General features: G+C 44.6%; 15 protein-coding genes. 7 read left to right on the forward strand and 8 right to left on the reverse strand.

Going from position 1 to position 18,863, the window contains the following annotated elements; all coding sequences use genetic code 11:
- Positions 1–86: 86 nt before the first annotated feature.
- From MA_RS16420 to MA_RS16440, 5 genes are all read left to right on the forward strand, one after another.
- Positions 87–575 (forward strand): FKBP-type peptidyl-prolyl cis-trans isomerase, encoded by a 489-nt coding sequence (locus tag MA_RS16420; RefSeq protein ID WP_011023076.1) that lies wholly within the window; start codon positions 87–89, stop codon positions 573–575.
- Between the two features lie 196 nt (positions 576–771).
- On the forward strand, positions 772–1,170 hold the full coding sequence (locus tag MA_RS16425) for an OB-fold nucleic acid binding domain-containing protein (protein WP_048065620.1): 399 nt from the start codon (positions 772–774) through the stop codon (positions 1,168–1,170).
- A 139-nt stretch (positions 1,171–1,309) separates the two neighbouring features.
- Entirely contained in the window at positions 1,310–2,488 is a 1,179-nt protein-coding gene (locus MA_RS16430; protein WP_011023078.1) for a nucleotidyltransferase family protein, read from the forward strand.
- 701 nt (positions 2,489–3,189) lie between these two features.
- Positions 3,190–4,245 (forward strand): lysylphosphatidylglycerol synthase transmembrane domain-containing protein, encoded by a 1,056-nt coding sequence (locus MA_RS16435; protein WP_011023080.1) that lies wholly within the window; start codon positions 3,190–3,192, stop codon positions 4,243–4,245.
- 103 nt (positions 4,246–4,348) lie between these two features.
- Positions 4,349–4,945, forward strand: coding sequence for a diacylglycerol/polyprenol kinase family protein (locus MA_RS16440; protein WP_011023081.1), 597 nt, complete (start codon positions 4,349–4,351; stop codon positions 4,943–4,945).
- 620 nt (positions 4,946–5,565) lie between these two features.
- Here the strand turns inward: MA_RS16440 and MA_RS16450 are convergent.
- The 8 genes from MA_RS16450 to MA_RS16485 all read right to left on the reverse strand — a co-directional run bounded on the left by MA_RS16450 (position 5,566) and on the right by MA_RS16485 (position 15,944).
- Entirely contained in the window at positions 5,566–8,046 is a 2,481-nt protein-coding gene (locus MA_RS16450; RefSeq protein ID WP_011023083.1) for a VWA domain-containing protein, read from the reverse strand.
- A complete protein-coding gene (locus MA_RS16455) occupies positions 8,043–9,920 on the reverse strand; it encodes a vWA domain-containing protein (RefSeq protein ID WP_011023084.1) in 1,878 nt (625 codons plus the stop codon). Before MA_RS16455 ends, MA_RS16450 begins: the two co-directional genes overlap by 4 nt.
- Before the next feature lie 3 nt (positions 9,921–9,923).
- Entirely contained in the window at positions 9,924–10,805 is an 882-nt protein-coding gene (locus MA_RS16460) for a DUF58 domain-containing protein (RefSeq protein WP_011023085.1), read from the reverse strand.
- A gap of 178 nt (positions 10,806–10,983) precedes the next feature.
- The gene (locus MA_RS16465; protein ID WP_011023086.1) at positions 10,984–11,958 is read right to left on the reverse strand and encodes an AAA family ATPase; all 975 of its coding nucleotides are present in this window, start codon (positions 11,956–11,958) and stop codon (positions 10,984–10,986) included.
- A gap of 283 nt (positions 11,959–12,241) precedes the next feature.
- Positions 12,242–13,135: a DUF7502 family protein gene (locus tag MA_RS16470; RefSeq protein WP_157860288.1), complete on the reverse strand. Its 894-nt coding sequence runs from the start codon at positions 13,133–13,135 to the stop codon at positions 12,242–12,244.
- A 306-nt stretch (positions 13,136–13,441) separates the two neighbouring features.
- Positions 13,442–14,398, reverse strand: a complete 957-nt coding sequence (pheA, locus tag MA_RS16475; protein WP_048066451.1) for a prephenate dehydratase — start codon at positions 14,396–14,398, stop codon at positions 13,442–13,444.
- A gap of 172 nt (positions 14,399–14,570) precedes the next feature.
- Positions 14,571–15,443 (reverse strand): TrmB family transcriptional regulator, encoded by an 873-nt coding sequence (locus MA_RS16480; protein ID WP_011023089.1) that lies wholly within the window; start codon positions 15,441–15,443, stop codon positions 14,571–14,573.
- 153 nt (positions 15,444–15,596) lie between these two features.
- On the reverse strand, positions 15,597–15,944 hold the full coding sequence (locus MA_RS16485; RefSeq protein WP_011023090.1) for a carboxymuconolactone decarboxylase family protein: 348 nt from the start codon (positions 15,942–15,944) through the stop codon (positions 15,597–15,599).
- A 499-nt stretch (positions 15,945–16,443) separates the two neighbouring features.
- Between MA_RS16485 and MA_RS16490 the strand changes: the two genes are divergently transcribed.
- Together MA_RS16490 and MA_RS16495 are read left to right on the forward strand one after the other, a co-directional pair.
- Positions 16,444–17,781: an ATP-binding protein gene (locus tag MA_RS16490; RefSeq protein WP_011023091.1), complete on the forward strand. Its 1,338-nt coding sequence runs from the start codon at positions 16,444–16,446 to the stop codon at positions 17,779–17,781.
- Between the two features lie 209 nt (positions 17,782–17,990).
- Positions 17,991–18,854: a DUF488 domain-containing protein gene (locus MA_RS16495; RefSeq protein ID WP_011023092.1), complete on the forward strand. Its 864-nt coding sequence runs from the start codon at positions 17,991–17,993 to the stop codon at positions 18,852–18,854.
- Positions 18,855–18,863: the final 9 nt, after the last annotated feature.

An 18,863-nucleotide genomic window follows, 5' to 3' on the forward strand; every position in this document is an offset into this window, starting at 1 on the left:
CAAAAGAATCAGCCCTCCGGCAGCCGGGAAAAGACTGAAGACTGCCGGCAAAACAGCAAAGAAAAAAAATAACAGGAGAAGGAACAATGGAGAACTCTCGTACCGTGGAAAAGGGAGATTATCTCCTTATAGATTACATCGGAAAGCTTGAGGACGGAACAGTCTTCGATACCACCTTAAAAGAGAAAGCTCTTGAAGCCGGAATCTACATTGAGGAAAAGGAATACAGACCTTTCTTTTTCAGGGCTGATGCCCGACAGGTGATAAGAGGTATCGATGCGGGGGTTCTTGGGATGCACGAAGGAGAAGAAAAAACCCTTAAAATCGCACCTGAAGAGGCTTACGGAGAATATAAGGATTACCTGGTTCAGAAAATTCCTCTTGCAAGGCTTGAACTCAAGGAACCTCCAGAAGTGGGGGAAAAAATAATAACTCCTGGGGGAAGGGAAGTCAAAGTACTCGATTCTACGGAAACTTACGCGACCCTCGACTTCAACCATGAGCTTGCAGGCAAAACCCTGATCCTGGAAATAAAACTTGTCTCCATTGTTACCGGAGCTTCAAACTTAACCTGATCCTTCAAACTCAACAGATCCTTCAAACCTAACAGATCCTTCAAACCTAACAGATCCTTCAAACTTAACAGATCCTTCAAACTTAACAGATCCTTCAAACTTAACCTGATCCTTCAAACATAACCGAAGATAAATTAATCTTTAATGAAATTCATTAAAAGTTAATTTCAAAAACCAAAATTTGAAGGAGTTGGGGATGGAAAAGGAAGAGAAAGTCGTGGTAGTGCTGCTTGTAATGGCATTGTGCTCGCTTTCGACAGCATACATGTTCTTCGGACAGGAAACATCTGGGGCTGGGCAGGCTTCAGGAGGAAAAGTCCTGCAGTACACCCACGAGTCCGGAGTCGGGGAAAAAGTGTCTCTTGAAGCAGAAGTCCTGAGCAAAAGAATTACTTATACCGGAGATCACCTGCTTCTGGAAGTGGACTTTGACTCCGAAGTCCTGAGCGTGTTTATTCCGAATACAGCAGGGGCTGAAGTCCTGGATGACCTGATCAATGAGGGAGACGTCATCAGCATAAAAGGCATCGTCTCCGAGTATGAGGGAGAGAAAGAGATAAAAGTGGAAAGAAAAGAAGATGTTACCCTGAAATAAAGTAGAAAGGCGAGAGGATATTAACCTGAAACAAAAGTAGAAGATAGGAAATATTATTCAGGAATAACCGTTATCAATAACCTTGAAAGCGGAAGAACAGATCGTTAACCATATATTTATGAATAACATTTGGGAAAATATGAAAGCATGTATCATGTGCGGAGGCGCAGGGACAAGGCTCAGGCCGCTGACCTTCAAGCACCCGAAACCGAGCATACCGATTCTCAATAAACCATCAGTCCGGCACCTGATAGAGCACCTTTCAAGGGAAGGGTTCAATGAGATAGTCATGACCCTCGGATATATGGGAGAACGCATAGAAGAACAGCTTGGAGACGGGCATATGTTTGGGGTACACATCGATTACGTGTATGAGAAAGAAAAGCTGGGGACAGCCGGCGGGGTAAAAAATGCTGAAAAGTATTTGAAGAACGAGCCTTTCATTGTGCTTGGGGGAGACCACGTCCTTAACCTCGACCTGAGGGAGATGTACCGCTTCCACGAAGCAAACGACGCCCTGATAACTATAGGCCTCCTTTCCATTGACGACCCGAGGGAATTCGGGATTGCCGATATGGATATAAATAACCGAATCCACCGTTTTCTGGAGAAACCCAAATCAGGCCAGATTTTCAGTAATCTTGCAAGCACAGGCATTTATATCTGTGACCCCGAAATCTTCAACTGGATCCCTGAAAATAAAAAGTATGATTTTGCAAAAGACCTATTCCCTGCCCTGCTTGCAGCAGATAAGAAAATTAACGGCATGCTTGTCCGGGGAAAATGGACTGATGTAGGGAGTTCGGCGGCTTACAGGCAGGCCCAGCGCTGGATGCTTGATGCTCTTCCCGGAACCACAATCGAAGGAAACTTCACAACAAGAAACGCAAGAATACGAGGCCCCCTCTCCATAGGAAACAACGTATCAATAGGTTCGAATTCTTCACTCGTCGGGCCCATTGTCATAGGGGAAAACACCGTAATCGGCGATAGCGTCCTTATCGGGCCTTACAGTGTGATAGGGGCAAACTGCACTATCGAAAATAATGCAAAGATTCTTTCTTCTTACCTTTTTGATGGGGTATCCATAGGTAAAAACTCCAACATCTCCGGAGCTGTAGTTGCAGATGAAACAGCTGTAGGAGAAGAGTGCAACCTTGAGAATGGGACAGTAATCGGGCATAAAGTCGTGATAGGGGACAATTCGACCATACATTCGGGGATAAAGATCTGGCCCGAAGTTGTGATCGAAAAGAATTCCAGCATAAAGGAAACTGTCGTCAACCCAGCTTATGATACTACGTATGAAGGCTCCTGAAAAGGGTTAAAAAAGCTTTGCCCGTATAAAATAGCGAAGAGCCAAAAATCTGCATATGGAAGATTAAATCGAAACTCGTATTCCAGGTCAAACGCATAACTCCCGGTCAAAATGAATGTTCCGGCTTTATCCGGACTCAAATAAAAGAAATTCATGACCTGGAAATACGGGTTTCCTATAAAAATTGAGTTTTCAACGCCAATCCGAATTTTCAATGAGGTCTGAATTTTTTTTCAGTGAAGAACCGTATTTTTCATGAGAATCCTAATTTTTCATGAGAATCCTAATTTTTCGTGAGAATCCTAATTTTTCGTGAGAATCCTAATTTTTCATGAGAATCCTGATTGTTCATGAGGATCCTAATTTATCATGAGGATCCTAATTTATCATGAGGATCCTAATTTTTGCTTTAGTGATTCTTTTCGGGTTCTCTGACTTAATGAATTCTAAGCCTTCACGGCTCTCAGCAGGGTTTTTTCCGGGTATTATCCCAAAGCCGTTTAATAGGCGCACATATCTGTTAAGAATAAGTGAAGATCTTATAAGGACCGGGAAACTCTTTAAAACGATTGATTTTGTATGCAAAAACAGTTTAATCCGACCTATCAAACTTTTCTTGTGCCGTTCATTATATATTGGATAAAGGGGTTTCCTTAAATAGAACAAACGCACCCAATAAATAAAAAAATTCAGAGATTTAAATGACCAGGTATAAAAAATGGCTCTTCGGGTCGCTGGTAATTAGCGCAGTATCAATTGCTCTGGTTACATATCTGACTTTTGACTCGGAGACCGTTGAAGCCCTGAAAAGGATCAGGCTGGAGTACATTCTGGTAGCTGCCCTCCTTCACATCTTTTCATACGTAATCTGGGGACTGCGGACCCGGGTTCTCTGCAAAGCCCTGGGGCACAGGATAGGTATCCTGAAGGTGACAGAGATAGTCATCTCAAGCAGTTTTGTGGCAGGAATTACGCCTTCTTCCGCAGGAGGGGAGTTTTTGAGAGTACACAGCCTGAACAGGAACAAAATTCCTCTGGGCAGAGCTACAGCAATCGTTGTAGGAGAACGCCTGCTTGATGCCATATTTATCTTTTCCTGCCTTCCTTTTGCCCTTTATGTCCTTGGGGATATTGTTTCGAATTATGAATTTGACGCAGCTTTTTTAGTAGCAAATTCCCTGGTCTTTGTACTCCTCTTCTGCTTTGTTTATGGGGTCTGGAGACCCGAAAAAGTAAAATACTTAATGCGTAAGCTGACAGACCGGCTTGCCCCTTACATAGGTAAAAAGACCGATGCTGCAGTTTTACACCTCATGGAACAGATCGACGGGGAAATAGACCATTTTCACGACAGTGTCCGGGTCTTCTTTTCGGAAGGAAGAAAAGGGCTCCTCTGGGGAATCGTCTATACTTTTATTTTCTGGATCGTAGACTTTTCACTGCTCATTCTGATCCTGATGGGCCTTTCGAGGACACCGTCAATCATCACCGCCTTTGCAGCCCAGGTACTCCTGGCTGTTATAATGATAATACCCGCAACTCCCGGTGCAAGCGGAGTTGCCGAACTGGGAGCAGCATCCATCTTCTCTATTTTTGTAGATTCGTCCATTCTGGGAATTACCGTGCTTGCCTGGAGAGCCCTGACCTACCACCTGAACCTTTTAGTAGGTGGGCTCATGAGCCTGAAAGTGATCAAGGATACCGAAATAGTACAAAAATGGATAGGAGACACTGCCGAGCCCCGACGCAGCGCCTGAAAAGCTCCTGAACGGGGCAAAACATATCTACAGCAGAGGAAATCCAGAAAGAAAACCTGCAGACCAGTATAAATTTATATTCAATTCTCACAAAACTTATGCTATGCCTTCCAGAGACGTCATCTTTGAAGTCCTCAGAAAAAGTGTACATCTGGTCTCAGTCCTGATAGTACTTATCTACGAATTTTACGGAAAAGAGGCGATCCTCTGGGTGCTCATGCTTTTCCTTGTAACCGTCCTTATCCTTGAATACTTCCGGCTCGAGCAGGGCATGAAAATTCCCTTTTTCTATATGATGTACAGGGAACACGAAGCCGATAGCTGCGGAGGGCACATCTACTTTGCCCTGGGCGCAATTGCAGCAATTTCCCTCTTCAACAAGGAAATCGCCTACGCTGCAATTCTTATGACCACCTTCGGAGATCTGGCTGCAGCCCTCATAGGTAAATTCTACGGAAAAAAAAGAATTTTCAAACAAATCTTCAAAAATGATAAATCCCTCGAAGGCTCAGCTTCCGAATTCATTATTGACCTGCTGATCGGACTCGTAATAGTCGGAGATCCTTTTGTAGCTCTCGTCATGGCCTTTTTTGCAACTCTTACGGAAACCGCAGTAAACCAGATAGACGATAACCTCGTAATCCCGATTTTTTCCGGCTTTTTCGGGCAGATAACCCTCTTTCTATTGGTTTATTTATAATGCAAATCGAAAAAAGATGCCCTTTCAATCGGTTGATCCGTCCCGGGACACAAAAAAGTATTTTTCAATATTCACTGCGCCACAAAATATTGTAGCCAGTTGCCGGTTGGAGAAATGTTTTTATTGACCCCGGAAACCGTATTTGAATTCCGGGGAAATATCAGACATCCCCGCCAGCTTTTCTGGCGGCCGTTTCCAAAACGAAGACGAAGAGGAAGGCAGAAAAAGACAGAAGAAACTTGTGAAAGAGGAGATTTTGAAAGGTTATTTTTCAGGTAAAGCAATTCCATTTTGTTTGTTATTACGGCAGTTCTAGCTAATTTCCCTACTTTATTCTGCGTTTTTATTCGATATTTTTCTTCATTTTCACAGGAAAGACCGCTCTCCTGCGTCGAGCGGGACAGGAACGACTCGGTATAGTGAATATGATTGTGCAGGTTAGAAACCAAACTTAGAGCCAGAAAACAACATTTGAACTAAAAAAATCAAAAACCTATAGGTAGGCGGTCAGAAAAGAGAAAATGAAGTTGAAAAAATAGCCAGCGAAAAAAATAGAAGGATAACAAAAACGCAGTAAAAGAAGCAAGTGAAATTCCTAAAGAGAAAAAGGAGGCAGACAATTAGGCTGCCTCTTCTGCTCCGGTTTCACCCTGGGCCTGCTTAAGCCTTCTCATCTCCCTTATACGCCTGACCAGGACTTCTCCGAGGTAAAGGACAAGGGCTGCAAGAAGCACATAAACTTTCAGGCTCACTGGCTCGGTTGCTTCCCTTTCGGAATTCTGCCTTGCGTCCTTCAGGAGAAAGGCTCTTGCTTCCTTTTCAGTATAAATTTCCCCTCCGGTTGCAAGAATAAGGGGGTTGATATCATTATTAAGCCCGACGTCACGGTACTCAAGCGGGTAGTTTACAGCTAGCGGGTAACCGGAAATATTGTGAATTCCTATTTCATCCGGATTTACACTTGCTTCATAAGTGTTCCTGCCCGTAAGAGCAAGGTCAATCTGGGTTCCGTCCAGTTTGAGCTGCGGGATTCCTTCATCGTACATTATCAGGGTGAGGTCGGAAGGGGTACCAAGCCATGTATCCAGAGCTTCAACTACAGCTCCTTCTTCGGCCTGGGGATTTGCAATTGCCCAGTTAGCCATGCCTGAAATAAGTCTGCTGTTTGACCCGTTGTAAACAGCCGAAGCCCAGCGAGTAGCTCCGTCTCCGTTATCCGTGGAAAAGGCTGCAACGCGCCCGAGCCCGAAGCGCCAGGTGGTGAGCACAGGCTGCCCTGTAACCGTAATGACCAGACGTTCAGCTCCGGCTTTTGGAGTAACCTGGTTATATCCTGTGATACTGGTGGAGGTAAGGTTCACACTCTTCGTGATGAAGTGGTCCGGGGAGTACTCAAGAAGCAGGTAGGTACCGAGATCCTCCGGTTCATCTTCTTCATCCTCAGGAGTCACAACCGTATCTTCAAACTCGATGTTTGCCCGCTCTCCCATATCGATATGTTTATAGTTGTTTTGAAGTCCCAGTTCCTGCATCAGCTTCTCGGCATAAAGGGTTCTGGTCTGATCGGCCTGGGAAGGAGCTGAAGATCGGATATGGACAAAATACAGGTTTACACCCATATCCTGCAGTTCTTTTGCGGCCTCCAGGCTTGCGTCATACGAGTCCTCAATCCCTCCGTCGGAGATAATAATAGCATCAAGCTCACCGTCTTCGCCTTCCAGCATCTCCTTTGTGACAGCAAGCCCCTGGTCCAGAGAGGTTTCGGACTCTTCGCTGGGGGTCAGCTGCGAGATTTTATCTTCCAGAAGGGCAAGGTTCTGCGGGAGCCCCATGTACAAAAACCCGCCCGAAACATCATATCCAACACTTCCGAATGCGATTACTCCAACGTTTGCATCTTTCAGGTTATCATTCCTGAGGATAGAGATGGCATTTGACAGGATATCTCCCAGAGTACCGTGAGCAGCCGTGCTTGGAGAGATATCAAGGACCAGGACCAGATTTCTCCCCCCTTGAAACTCGGAAGGTTTTGAAATTACAGGCAAGACATCTTCCAGGGAGGAATTAAGGTATTTTCCATAGTTATAGGCCTTATCTCCTCCGACGACAATAAGCCCCCCCCCGTTGCTGACATAATTTTTGATTTCCTTCATCTCAGCCTCGGAAAAATTGCCTATGATCTGGTTGTCAAGCACAAGAGCCTTACTCTCCGTAATATTCCCTGCTCCGGAATAGTCATTTACAACCGAAACCTCATAGAGGTTTCTCAGAATACTGGCGAGAGGAGAACTGGAGTCAGCGGTAACAAGTGTGATTTTTGGCTTGGGGATTACGTAAAGAGACTTGTAAAACTCGTTATTTGATTTATTGAAGTCCTCGTCGGACGGAGTAATCTTTACACTCAGATTGTGGGCGCCGAGCGTGGTAAAAGCCTGATTAATCGAAATGGTATTATTCCGGGTATCCTGAGAGAACTGCCTGCTCTGAGAAATTTCCCCGTCCACATAAACTTCAAGGAAATAACTGACACTCTGTTCCGAAGCCTGGCGGACGACGATATCAAACTCGTTCTGGTTGTCCACGACCACTGTCTTGTCCCCGAGCATCTCGACGCTGAGGTCGTTTGTCTCAAGCTCGGGCTGGACAAGATAGACAGGAGTGTTTGCGTCCTTTGCAAACCTCAGAGCTTCCGTAAGATCCTTTCCTGCATTATTGTTTCCATCGGTAACAAGCACGATCTGATTGCCAAGCCCGGAATACTGGACCACGGCATCCCCGAGCGAGGTCTTCTCCCCGGTCAGCTGCACGAGAGTGGTAGGAGTATCAGCAGTAAGGGCTTCATACAGGCCTGTCCCTGTGTCTTCGGGGAAAAGGCCCATACTTGTGGTCATGTCCTGGACAAGCACAAGTGAAGGATCTTCTTCATTGATGGTCTGGGTAACCGTTGTATAGGGGGCAGCCAGGGCAAGGACAAGGAGGAAAGCAACAAGCATTCTCCATTCCACAAGTTTTGTTTTTGTCTTCCGCAGGAGATAAAAACCCGCAATAATTACGGGAATAATGAGAAGGAGCATCTCAGGGCTCTCAAGGGCTATGTTCACAGTTCACCCCTCCCGCGGACGATCAGAATCTCGAGCAGCATAAGCAGGAACATGACTCCTATAAGGTAGTTGGTAATATCGTTTTTTGCGATATAGGTGTCAGACCGGACAAGCCTTGAGCCGTCTTTTTCGACTGCCCGGCTGATAAGTTCCGAGGCGTCTATTGTAGTATTCGATTCCCGGTCATCATAGAGGTTAACTGCAATCTCCTTGTCCGAAACCCTGTATATCCCCACCTCGTCAAAGAGCAAACGGCTTGTTGTCAGGGTTTTTGACGGCGTCTGGACTTCTTCGGTCTTTGCCAGGGAAGTCAGGGTTCCGGTTTCAAGGTTATATTCCGAAATGTCCCCTATGCCTCCGAGCCATTCAACGAGTTTTATCCAGAACACCGGGTACTCAGGCAGGTTGTGGAAATTGTTCCAGGCTCCTTCCCCGAGCTCGTCGTTAAGACCCATATAGAAGATAGTGCCTTTCCCTACCTGCCAGTAGCTGAGCATAGGAATCCCGTCTTCCGTGGCTACGAGGGTTGTGGAACCCGTCCTTTCAGTTGCGTTCAGGTATTTGCGGACAGAGATCTCGTCGGTCTTCACGTCTTCCGTGATGCTGCTCTGAAGGACTTCTTCAACCTCGAGCCCGTCTTCTGCTACCTCAACTCCGAGAGGTTTTACAGGCAGGAGCTTAACAAGGTCGACCTCGGTTTTATTGGGTTCAAGGGCTTCGCTTGCAATGAAAACCGCATTTCCTCCGTTTCGCACGTAATTTTCAATATTATCCACCGAACCGTTGGCAATCGGAGTTTCTTTCTGGGCAAGCACGACAAGCGTATAGTTGTCAAGAGAAGCTGGCAAGGAATCCCGGATTTTCAGGTCACTGTTGGGGAGCAGGGAAAGCGCTGTTTTAGAAGGCAGCTTTCCGTTATCCGTGACATAGAGGATCTGCTGCCCGGAGGTATCCGGAATTGAGATGTAAGCCTTATTGTCAACGGACAGGTCGTCTTTAACATTGAGACTGATCGTGGTAATTCCGGGGTTCAGGTTTTCCAGTGTGAACTGGTTCGTACCGCCTGCAGGAACAGAGAGAGTGAAAGACTTTGAAGTGTTTCCCGAAATTCCTCTCCCGGTCCCAATCTCAATATTTGCACTTTCACTTTCGTAGTTCTTGACCACGCCTGTGTAGCTGTATTCCCCGTCCGTGGCTTCAATCCAGCCGTTAATAATTCCTATATTATCCGCCGGTTTTCCGACCTTTACGAAATTGACCTCAAGCCCGTAGGACTCCGCCAGGTTCTTGGAAGCTACGGGGTCGTCTCCGTTCCAGTTTGTAAAATCCGATATAACAATGATCCTGCCCCCTTCATCAGCGAGGAGGCGCATACCTGTGGAAATGGCCGCAGAGAGGTCGGCAGTGCTGGCTCCCGGTTTAACTTTTCCGAGGATTTCTCCGGCAGCTGACGCGCTTTCACCCTCAAGGGTAAGCAGGGGAGTGCTGGAAGCAAGGATTATGCTGTTCTTCTTACTCACATAGCCTTCAGCAATTTCGACCGCATCCTCAAAACGGGACTCAACCTGCATGCTTGCCGAAGTATCAAGGATGAGCACCGTATGCTCTCCACTGAGAGGCTCGTTTGAGGTGTAATAATAGCCTGCAGCCCCGATGGAGAGCAGGATCAGCATAAGGAGCTGGATCAGGAAAAGGGGATCTCGCACAATTTTCGTAAGCGAAGCATAAACCCTTTTTCGTTCCCTTTCAAGTTTGAGGACAAACATCAGGGAGGGAATCGAAAGCACCGCTGGTTTCGGGCGGAGCATGTAAATGATTATAAGCGGAATGATACTCAGGAGGGCGGCAAGAGCAAGGGGGTTTTCAAAAGGCATTTTTCAGCGTCTCCTTCTCCTGATCGTATGGTAAAAAGCATTAAAGATAGGGGTGTCGGTTGTGAAGGTGTAAAACTCGGCTCCGACCTTCATGCAGGTTTTTTTAATACTTGCAGTGTGGTCGTCCAGCTTCTGAGTATAGCGTTCCTTGAACTTTTCACTGATATATGTCCTTATATCTTCCCCTGTTTCAAGGTCTATAAGCTTGCTATTTCCCTGGAGGGGGAGTACTTTTTCCGTGGGGTCAAGCACCTGTATAACGATAAGGTCATGGTCGGAGAGCCTGTACAGAGCTGTTTCTATTGCCTTCGGGTCCTGCATGAAGTCGGAAATAAGGATTACAAGAGACCTTGACTTGATCACCTGGCTGTACTTCATAACGGCTTCACTTATGGAAGTGCCCCCTGAGAGTTCAAGTGCGCTGAGCCTGTCGATTGTCCGCATAAGGTTCTTCCTGCCTCTGCGGGGTCTATTGATATCAATTTCTTCCGTAAAAGTGGATATGGCAAACCTGTCGTTATATTTTGTTACCATGTAAGCAAAACCTGCAGCAAGCATGGCAGAATACTCAAACTTCGAGGTCCCCTTTTCGGGGTAGTCCATGCTTTTGCTGGCGTCCAGAAGGATGTGGGTTGTAAGTGTCTTTTCTTCCTCAAACTGCCTCACATAGAGCTTTTCAGTCCTCGCATAAGCCTTCCAATCTACATCTTTCAAAGCGTCGCTTGAGTCATACTCCCTGAACCCGATAGTATCGATACCGTGTCCGCTTCGGGTTGATGGACGGTTCCCGGCATAGACCGTCGATACCCTTTTCCGGACCGAAAAGGTAAAGCGGTCAAGCTGCCTGAAAAAATCCGTTTCGATTTTTTGATTTGTGCGAGTCATTCCTGATCTTCAACTGAAAAGCCCGGTTCTGCCGAACCTGAAAAGCCTGGTAAGGTTTTAACCTCAGGGGGATTTTAACCTCATATTACATTTCACACAACTCAGTCCTCAGGACCTGCCCGGTTACAGGCCTTTCGGATTTCATTTATCGAATCTACTTGTCGAATCGCTACTCTTTTCATTTGACCTTTTTTAGAATTTCCTCAACGGCTTCATCCGGGGTCATTCCGCTTCTTTCGGCTTCGAAAGTCAGGATCAGTCTGTGGCGGAGAACCGGGTAAGCCATGTAATCGATGTCCTCCTTACTCACGAAGTTCCTGCCCTGGATCAGGGCTCTTGCCTTTGCTGCAAGGATAAGGCCGATGGATGCACGGGGAGATGCCCCGTATTCGATGTGTTCCTTATCTTTGCGGGTCATTGACACAATAGAAAGGACGCGCTGCTGGAGTTCTTCAGAGATCGGAACCTGCCGGGTAAGCTTCTGTAAATCAAGAAGTGTAGACTTTTCCAGGCCCCTTGTGATCTGTGGGGTTTCGGACTTTGTATAACGGTTGATGATCTCCATTTCCTCTTCAAAGGAGGGATAGTCTACAAGGATCTTTAAGAGGAAACGGTCCAGCTGGGCTTCGGGAAGAGGGTATGTACCTTCCATTTCAATTGGGTTCTGGGTAGCAAGGATAAAGAAGGGGCGGTCAAGCAGAAAAGTATCGTTTCCGACCGTTACCTGTTTTTCCTGCATGGCTTCGAGCAGGGCGGACTGGGTTTTGGGGGATGCACGGTTGATCTCATCTGCAAGCACGATGTTTGCAAAAACAGGCCCGGGTTCAAACCTGAATTCTTTTTTGTCGCCCTTCTCTTCAATCACGTTGGTTCCTGTGATGTCAGAGGGCATCAGGTCAGGGGTACACTGAATTCTGCTGAACTTCAGGTTCATCGCCTTTGCAATCGTGGAGATCATAAGGGTCTTTCCAAGCCCGGGGTTGCTTTCCACGAGGGCATGCCCTTCACAGAGAATTGAAATTATAATCTGTTCTACTACCCTGTTCTGGCCCACTATGACATTCCCTATTTCTTCAAAGAAACTTTTAAAAATCCTGCCCGCGTTCTGGTAGGTCGTGCCGGCCTGCCCTGAATCGATATTGTCCTCAGTCATATTTGATACACCCTTTGAATCGCTGTTTTTCACGGGTTCCGATGCCCTTTCCTGCTAACATTATCCGTTTCTGCAACAGAATGTCATTCAAAACAGCCTGTTGTTCCAAATATAGTCTGTAAGTCTAATACAGCCTGTAATTAAATCCTGTAATTTCCAAAACTGTGCTCAATAACCTTCGATTAAACCGAATATGGCTAAGTCCAACTTAATATGAATATTTTACAATCTTGATATCAATTTTGATATAAATGTTTCATGATCGTAGTGTAAATTTTTCATATTATTCTTCTGCAAGTTGTTCAAAGTAAGTCTGGATGACACTCCTGTACCCTTCGGGCAGGTTCTCATAATAAGACTGAGAAGCAATGGCTTCCGGGTTGTAGATATCCGACTGAATGAATGATTCGTTGCTCCTCTCTTCCCCTTCTTCCTGGCTCGTAAAACCCTCCCCTGCACCAGGAGGGATCTGCAAGTCCACTTCCGTGCCTTCAATTATGATAACGGCCGGCTCTCCAAGAAGATCTTCATTGCTCTGCTGTTCTCCCGACGTCCCGCCGTTTTCCTCCAGGGAAACAAGGTCCGAACCACCCGGAAAGGGAATGTTATCGATTACTTCATCCAGGTCGGTAGGACTGATAGTTGACTGATACCCGGTATGGACGACATATGCCAGAACCGCAACAGCGAACACGGTTAGCAGGACATCTTTTGCAAGCTTTTTCCTGTTAAGGAAAGCAGAAGACTGCACAGGCTTAGAATCGATTACGACACTGCCTATAAGGTCGCGGACGATTATATTATCCATATCCCGGTTGTCATAGGCTGTCCTCATCCTCTCCCTGAGTACAGGATACTTTTCTTCAATCAGGGTAATGGCATCTTTCTTTTCAGCCCTGTAATACCTGACTGCCGTGAGAATAAGCGAGAGGGCAAAGGAAAGAACAATCAGCCCCAGTGTCTCAAAGACAATTTCAGAACCAAGAATACTATATTTGGAACCGGTATAGGGCTCGAAAGCGGGGAACATTAAAAATATATCTCTCATGTTGAAGAGCACAAAAAGGGCATAGAGAACCAGAAACGTTGCAAGCAGGTCTGCAAAAGCATAGAGCCCTCTATATTTTTTCAGAACCGATTCGTGTTTGTTTATGATTTTTTCAAGCTCCAGAGCCATCCCGCTCCCTTCTGCAACCGGAGATCCCGGTGTAATTATTCTTAAGAATGTTATATAAAGATGCACAAAGACAGATAAAGATACTATAGGGAGATATTATAGAAAGATACTATATAAAGGTACTATATAAAGATACACGTTCCAGCTGCAAATTCTTTCTGTACGTCCTCCTGTAAGTCGCTTCGCAAGTTCCTTCCGTATGCTCTTACCGGAAATACACCCATGTAAGAACTACATTCTGAATGTTCTGAACCCGGAATTCTTTTCTGAACCCGAAAGCCTTTTTCCGAACCTGCAGGCTTCTGCTTATACGAAATTCCTGAAGGCAGGATAGGAACCCAGTACTTTTAGAGTATTCGCTTTTGACTTTGTACCAGCTTTTGATTTTATATCTTCTAAGGCACCTTTTATAAGTGCATCGCTTGTACAGCCTTCGAAGTCGATGTAGAAGTAGTAATCTCCAAGTTCCTTTTTGGAAGGCCTCGACTCGATTTTAGTAAGGTTGATTCCCCTTTTTGCAAAAGCTCCCAGAAGTTCGTATAATGCCCCAGGGCGGTCTTTTTCCAGGTATACGATAAGAGATGTCTTACAGGCCGAATGGCTGACCTTTTCCCTTGAGGTTTCGGGATGGAACTCAGGCTCTTCCCTCCGGCAGGGCTCAGGGATAGATTTGCCTTCAACACCCGCGGCGTCCATGGTCTGCTCCGATGAAGTCTTTTGCCCTGCCCGGATAATAATAAAACGGGTGTGGTTTTCCTTTCTGTCCTGGATATTTGAGAGCAGGATTTTGAGCCCGTAACGCTCTGCTGCCTCTGGGGACGCTATTGCTGCCATTTCCTCAAATTCCCCTGCCAGCCTGGCCGCGTGGGAAGTGCTGCCCGTGCTCCTGAGTTCCGCTTCAGGAAAATGCCTTTTCAGGAAATGCCTGCACTGGGCAAGCCCCTGAGGATGGGAAAGAATGACCCGGATCTTATCAGGCCCGCCTTTAGAGAGCAGGCAGTGCTCGATTTTAACAACAATTTCCCCGATAATAACAGCCTCATTTTCAAGTAGGAGGTCGAGGGTAACTCCTACGGAACCTTCTATGGAGTTTTCCACAGGAATTACAGAGACGTCTGCGTTTCCTTTAACTGCAGCCAGGAAAGCATCCTCTATGTCTCCAAAATACCGAAACTCGGCATCCTTCAAGCTATTTTTCTGAATCCACAGCTTTGCAGCCCTTTCCGAATACGAGCCTTCCGGCCCCATTACACCTATGATCATCTGAAGCTTAATTGGAGGGAAGGTAATAAAAAGTTTTGATGGCATAGCTGGGCCAGCAGAGTTGCGGCTCTACAGTGCGCTGTCCGTTTCACTCGCTTTGCTCGCTCAAGCGGACTAATTTAGGGTTTTAACAATTAGTTTCGTTAAAGAGGGCTAATTTGAGCAATCTAAGTTAATTTATTTCAAAAGGACTTTTTCTGAGATAAAAACTTCCCGGGTTTTCTGTTCTTTCCAGTTCTTCTTGAAGGTCAAGCTTTTCTCCTGTGTTCCAGAGGAGTTCAAATTCTTCTTTGAGGTTTTTTGCAAACCCGGTGTCCCGGATTTTTACGACTGAAAGGACACGATCCCGGTCTATGGGATGGGGCTGGAAAAGGACAACTATGGTGTCGTCAACTATTCCGAAACAGGAATAAAAATTCTGGACCAGCCTGATATCAAGGCTTTTTTTCATTTTTTCAAGAACTTCTTCTTCCTGATTGGAGAGTATGGAAGTAAGAGCTTTGAAACGCGGGGAAGCCAGCAACCGAATATGGACTCCCCTGTCAATAGCCTTTGTTATTTCCGGAAGCGCGTGGAAAACAATGTAGACTCCGAAGACTGGAGGAATGATGCAGACCGATTTTTTTACTTCACTATAAACGGATACGGCAAATTTTTTGATTTCGGATTCGGTGATAGCGGTCGTCCAGAAGATTTCATCCTTTCTTTTTTGATTGGGGATAGCTTTCAGGACCTGCTTTGCTTCTTCGATAGAGCCTTTCAAAACCGCGATCTCCCTTTCAACTTCTGCTTTTCTCCGTTCAAAAATAGCGTCAAGAGAGATCTCAGGATCTACTGCCCGATATTTTTTTGGCCTTGAAGCCTGGACTTCCACAAACCCTTTCCCGGCCAGGGACTCAAGGACGGAGTAGATTTTTCCATAGGGCACCTCCGCATCCCTATAGATGGCGCTTGCCTCTGAAACACCCAGTTTCAACAAAGAAAGATAGACAGCTGCTTCATAGGCATTAAGACCGACATCCTGCAGGAACCTTTCATTCGGCATGCCGAAATTTGGGCTTTAATCTCTTAAAGCAGTTTCGAAAATCTGCAGGGTGATACCTGAAAAATACCGATATTTAATGCAAAAAAGGTTTCTGGTATTGGAAAGTACCAGAAAAAATATTCGTGACCTGAAAAATTTACCTGAATTTCGACTTTATTTGAGCAATTTAAGGGCATCTCTGCAGGCTGCTACGGCAGGCGCACCCGAGGTTATGAATATGACATCCATAACTTCCATTATTTCCTCTTTGGTAGCGCCGTTCTTGAGGGCACTCTGCATCTGTACTACAGTACACCTTTCACACTGTTTGGATGCAACGACTGCAAGAGCTATCATGATCTTGACCTTTGCAGGCAGGGCCCCATCTGAAAGCAGTTTGTGGTCACATCTCTTGTATTTGTGCAGGAACTCCGGGTCCAATTCCCCAAGGGTTTCCAGAATCTGCGGGGTAAAACCCAGCTTCTCACTCATTTTTTCGATTAACTCTTCATGTTCTCCCATATAGCTAACCCCAATTTTTGTATAATTATTGTTAATTAGATTGCATATTATTAATATTAAGGTTTGCTAAACCCAAAATTTATTCCCCTTGACCAGTTTATGGGATTGTATTTTCCAATAACTTTCTCAAAAATAGCTTACTTCATAAACTTGACTATATATTGAATTAAATTTTTACTTGCACAGTATAATGTTTTCTGTACTTTAAGGAGGTTTAAAACACGACGAAAATTGCAGCATGGTGTACAGCTCAATTTTGATTATATAAGAACACTGGCCGACTCTTCCTCTTGCCTATAGAAACGAAACGTCCTGCATTTTTGCTATGAAATTTATTGATTTACTTTATGAAGCCAACAATTTTTATTTCCTGTTTAGCTGTCGCTACTTACATCTAAAATGTAATCTCATAAATTTATCGTCTATACACGACAAAATTAATAAATTTTATCGATTATACTAGATAAGTATATAAATAAGAAATTCCTGATTATTCTTTGTGGAGACAAGGGAGAAACTGAAAAGTGCCATTATCGAATGGCAGGGAAGAGCATTACCACCATTGCAGAAGCGTAGCTATGAGGCGAACATCGATGCTCCGCACATAAATGACATAGTGGGTGTGAGGAGATGCGGCAAAACATACTATATGTATCAACTGATATCAGAACTGCTTGAGAGGGGCGTGCCAAAGAGCAATATATTGTACCTGAACCTTGATGATGACCGCTTGCAGCCGTTAAATGGGGACGAACTGCAGCTACTGGTAGAAGCTTTCAGGGAAATTCAGGAGGTATCCGCAGAAGACCGTTTGTATCTTTTCCTTGACGAAATCCAGAACTTCCCTTCATGGGAACGATGGGTTAAAGGCATCTACGATAGAAAACAGAATGTGAAGTTAGTAATAAGCGGCTCGAATGCATCCCTGCTTTCACAGGAAATTTCCACCTTATTAACAGGCAGACATCTGAGCACCAGGATGTTCCCTTTCAGTTTTGCGGAACTCCTGGATTATCATTCGATAACCTTTGATGTGAAAACACTCCCTTACTCGGAAGACAGGCCAGTTGTCAAACGCAGATTCAACGAATACCTGGAAAAAGGAGGATTTCCCGAGACCATAGTCTATCCGTCGGTGCAGCATCGGGAAACATTGCAGTCATACTTTGACGACATCATCTACCGGGATATTATTTCAAGGCACGGAATACGCAATCCCCTGATATTCAAGGACCTGGCGCTATTCTGCATATCGAACATCGCAAAACCGCACACCTATAACTCTCTCCGAAGGCTGTTTGCCAATTACTCTTCCCTCAGCACGGATGCGATAATCAATTACATTGCATACCTTGAGGATGCACTCCTGCTCTTCAGCGTCAACCATTACGATGAATCCCTAAAACAACAGATAAACAAACCCAGGAAATTATATTGTATCGATACAGGCATGATCAATGCCGTTTCCTTCAAGCTATCCTCCGATACCGGGAGATTATACGAGAACCTCGTCTTCATCCAGCTCTTACGTTCCGGAAACGAGATCTACTACTGGCAGGACCGGAAGGGCCTTGAGGTCGATTTTGTAACAAAGAAAGGACTTGAGCCCTCCCGATTGATGCAGGTCTGCTCGGATTTTTCCGACCCGAAAACAAAAGAACGCGAAGTGAACGGACTACTGGCCGGGATGAAGAACTTTAAAATGAAAGAAGGGACGATTATCACATCAGATCTTTTTGACGAGGAGGTCGTTGACGGGAAGAAGATAAGGTATGTGCCTTTGTGGTACTGGCTGCTTGAGGGTGAATTCAATATGATGAATGATTATTCAATATGATCAATGATATGGACATTAAATCCTGTTGAACATTCTAAAATTTAATCCCAATGTAAAGATTTATAGTTCCAGTAGAATCCTATTTAATAAATAAAGTAATTTTAAATTCGTCCTATCAAAGCTCATAAAGATATGCCATTTAAGAAATCATGTAAAATCGCTAAACGGAAATATTTTGAACATAAACACACTTGATAGATGGTAATTGAATGAAAAATCTGAATCATAGACAAAGAGCTCTTCTTTACACCATAGACAAACTCCATGAGAGGGACTTATCTTCGAGACTCATGATAGTGAAGAGTCTTTTTTTGTCATCTCAAGTAGAAAAAATAGACAGATTAATTAAATTCTATCATTTTTTCCCTCACCACTACGGCCCTTTTTCCAACGCTTATTATACTGATATTTCCAGGTTACAAAAAGAAGGTTATATTATCGAAAAAGAAAAAAAGTTTGAATTAATCGAAAAAGGGAAAATAGCTTTAAAAGGGATTGATCCAAAAGCAACTTTGAAGATAAATAGAGTTGTGAAGAAATTTAATTCTGAAAAAGAAATTATGGAATACGTATACCGAAAGTTTCCTGATTATACGATAAAAAGTAAACTTCTCCCCTGCCAGGAAGTGATAATACAAGAGCCTGGCCTTTTCACTATCGGTTACGAAGGAAGAGACATTGACCTTTTCCTTAATATTTTAATTCAGAATTCCATAGATGTTCTTGTTGATGTCAGGAAAAATCCTTTCAGCATGAAATTCGATTTCACAAAAAATAGCCTTAAAAATTATCTCGAAAACTCGGAGATTCGATATCTCCACATCCCCGAACTTGGTATAAAAGGGGAAAAAAGAAAAGACCTTCGCACACTCAAAGATTACGAAAAACTCTTTGAAGAATACGAAAAAACGACAATAAAAGACAATCCCAGGCTTTTAGATAATATTGCGGAATTAAGCCGAAGCCACCGTGTTGCTCTAATGTGTTTCGAAGCCGATGTAAACATGTGCCATCGTGGAGTTATTGCAAGAAATATAGTTCAGAAAGAAAATGTGGAAGTTTTAAATATCTGAAACACATAA

Source organism: Methanosarcina acetivorans C2A (assembly GCF_000007345.1).
Taxonomy (GTDB): Archaea; Halobacteriota; Methanosarcinia; order Methanosarcinales; family Methanosarcinaceae; genus Methanosarcina; species Methanosarcina acetivorans.

What these genes read in the sequence shown, in the direction of transcription:
- MA_RS16420 (WP_011023076.1), top strand. Translation starts at nt 87, where the DNA reads ATGGAGAACTCTCGTACCGTGGAAAAGGGAGATTATCTCCTTATAGAT.
- MA_RS16425 (WP_048065620.1), top strand. Translation starts at nt 772, where the DNA reads ATGGAAAAGGAAGAGAAAGTCGTGGTAGTGCTGCTTGTAATGGCATTG.
- MA_RS16430 (WP_011023078.1), top strand. Translation starts at nt 1,310, where the DNA reads ATGAAAGCATGTATCATGTGCGGAGGCGCAGGGACAAGGCTCAGGCCG.
- MA_RS16435 (WP_011023080.1), top strand. Translation starts at nt 3,190, where the DNA reads ATGACCAGGTATAAAAAATGGCTCTTCGGGTCGCTGGTAATTAGCGCA.
- MA_RS16440 (WP_011023081.1), top strand. Translation starts at nt 4,349, where the DNA reads ATGCCTTCCAGAGACGTCATCTTTGAAGTCCTCAGAAAAAGTGTACAT.
- MA_RS16455 (WP_011023084.1), bottom strand. Translation starts at nt 9,920, where the DNA reads ATGCCTTTTGAAAACCCCCTTGCTCTTGCCGCCCTCCTGAGTATCATT.
- MA_RS16460 (WP_011023085.1), bottom strand. Translation starts at nt 10,805, where the DNA reads ATGACTCGCACAAATCAAAAAATCGAAACGGATTTTTTCAGGCAGCTT.
- MA_RS16465 (WP_011023086.1), bottom strand. Translation starts at nt 11,958, where the DNA reads ATGACTGAGGACAATATCGATTCAGGGCAGGCCGGCACGACCTACCAG.
- MA_RS16470 (WP_157860288.1), bottom strand. Translation starts at nt 13,135, where the DNA reads ATGGCTCTGGAGCTTGAAAAAATCATAAACAAACACGAATCGGTTCTG.
- pheA (WP_048066451.1), bottom strand. Translation starts at nt 14,398, where the DNA reads ATGATCATAGGTGTAATGGGGCCGGAAGGCTCGTATTCGGAAAGGGCT.
- MA_RS16480 (WP_011023089.1), bottom strand. Translation starts at nt 15,443, where the DNA reads ATGCCGAATGAAAGGTTCCTGCAGGATGTCGGTCTTAATGCCTATGAA.
- MA_RS16485 (WP_011023090.1), bottom strand. Translation starts at nt 15,944, where the DNA reads ATGGGAGAACATGAAGAGTTAATCGAAAAAATGAGTGAGAAGCTGGGT.
- MA_RS16495 (WP_011023092.1), top strand. Translation starts at nt 17,991, where the DNA reads ATGAAAAATCTGAATCATAGACAAAGAGCTCTTCTTTACACCATAGAC.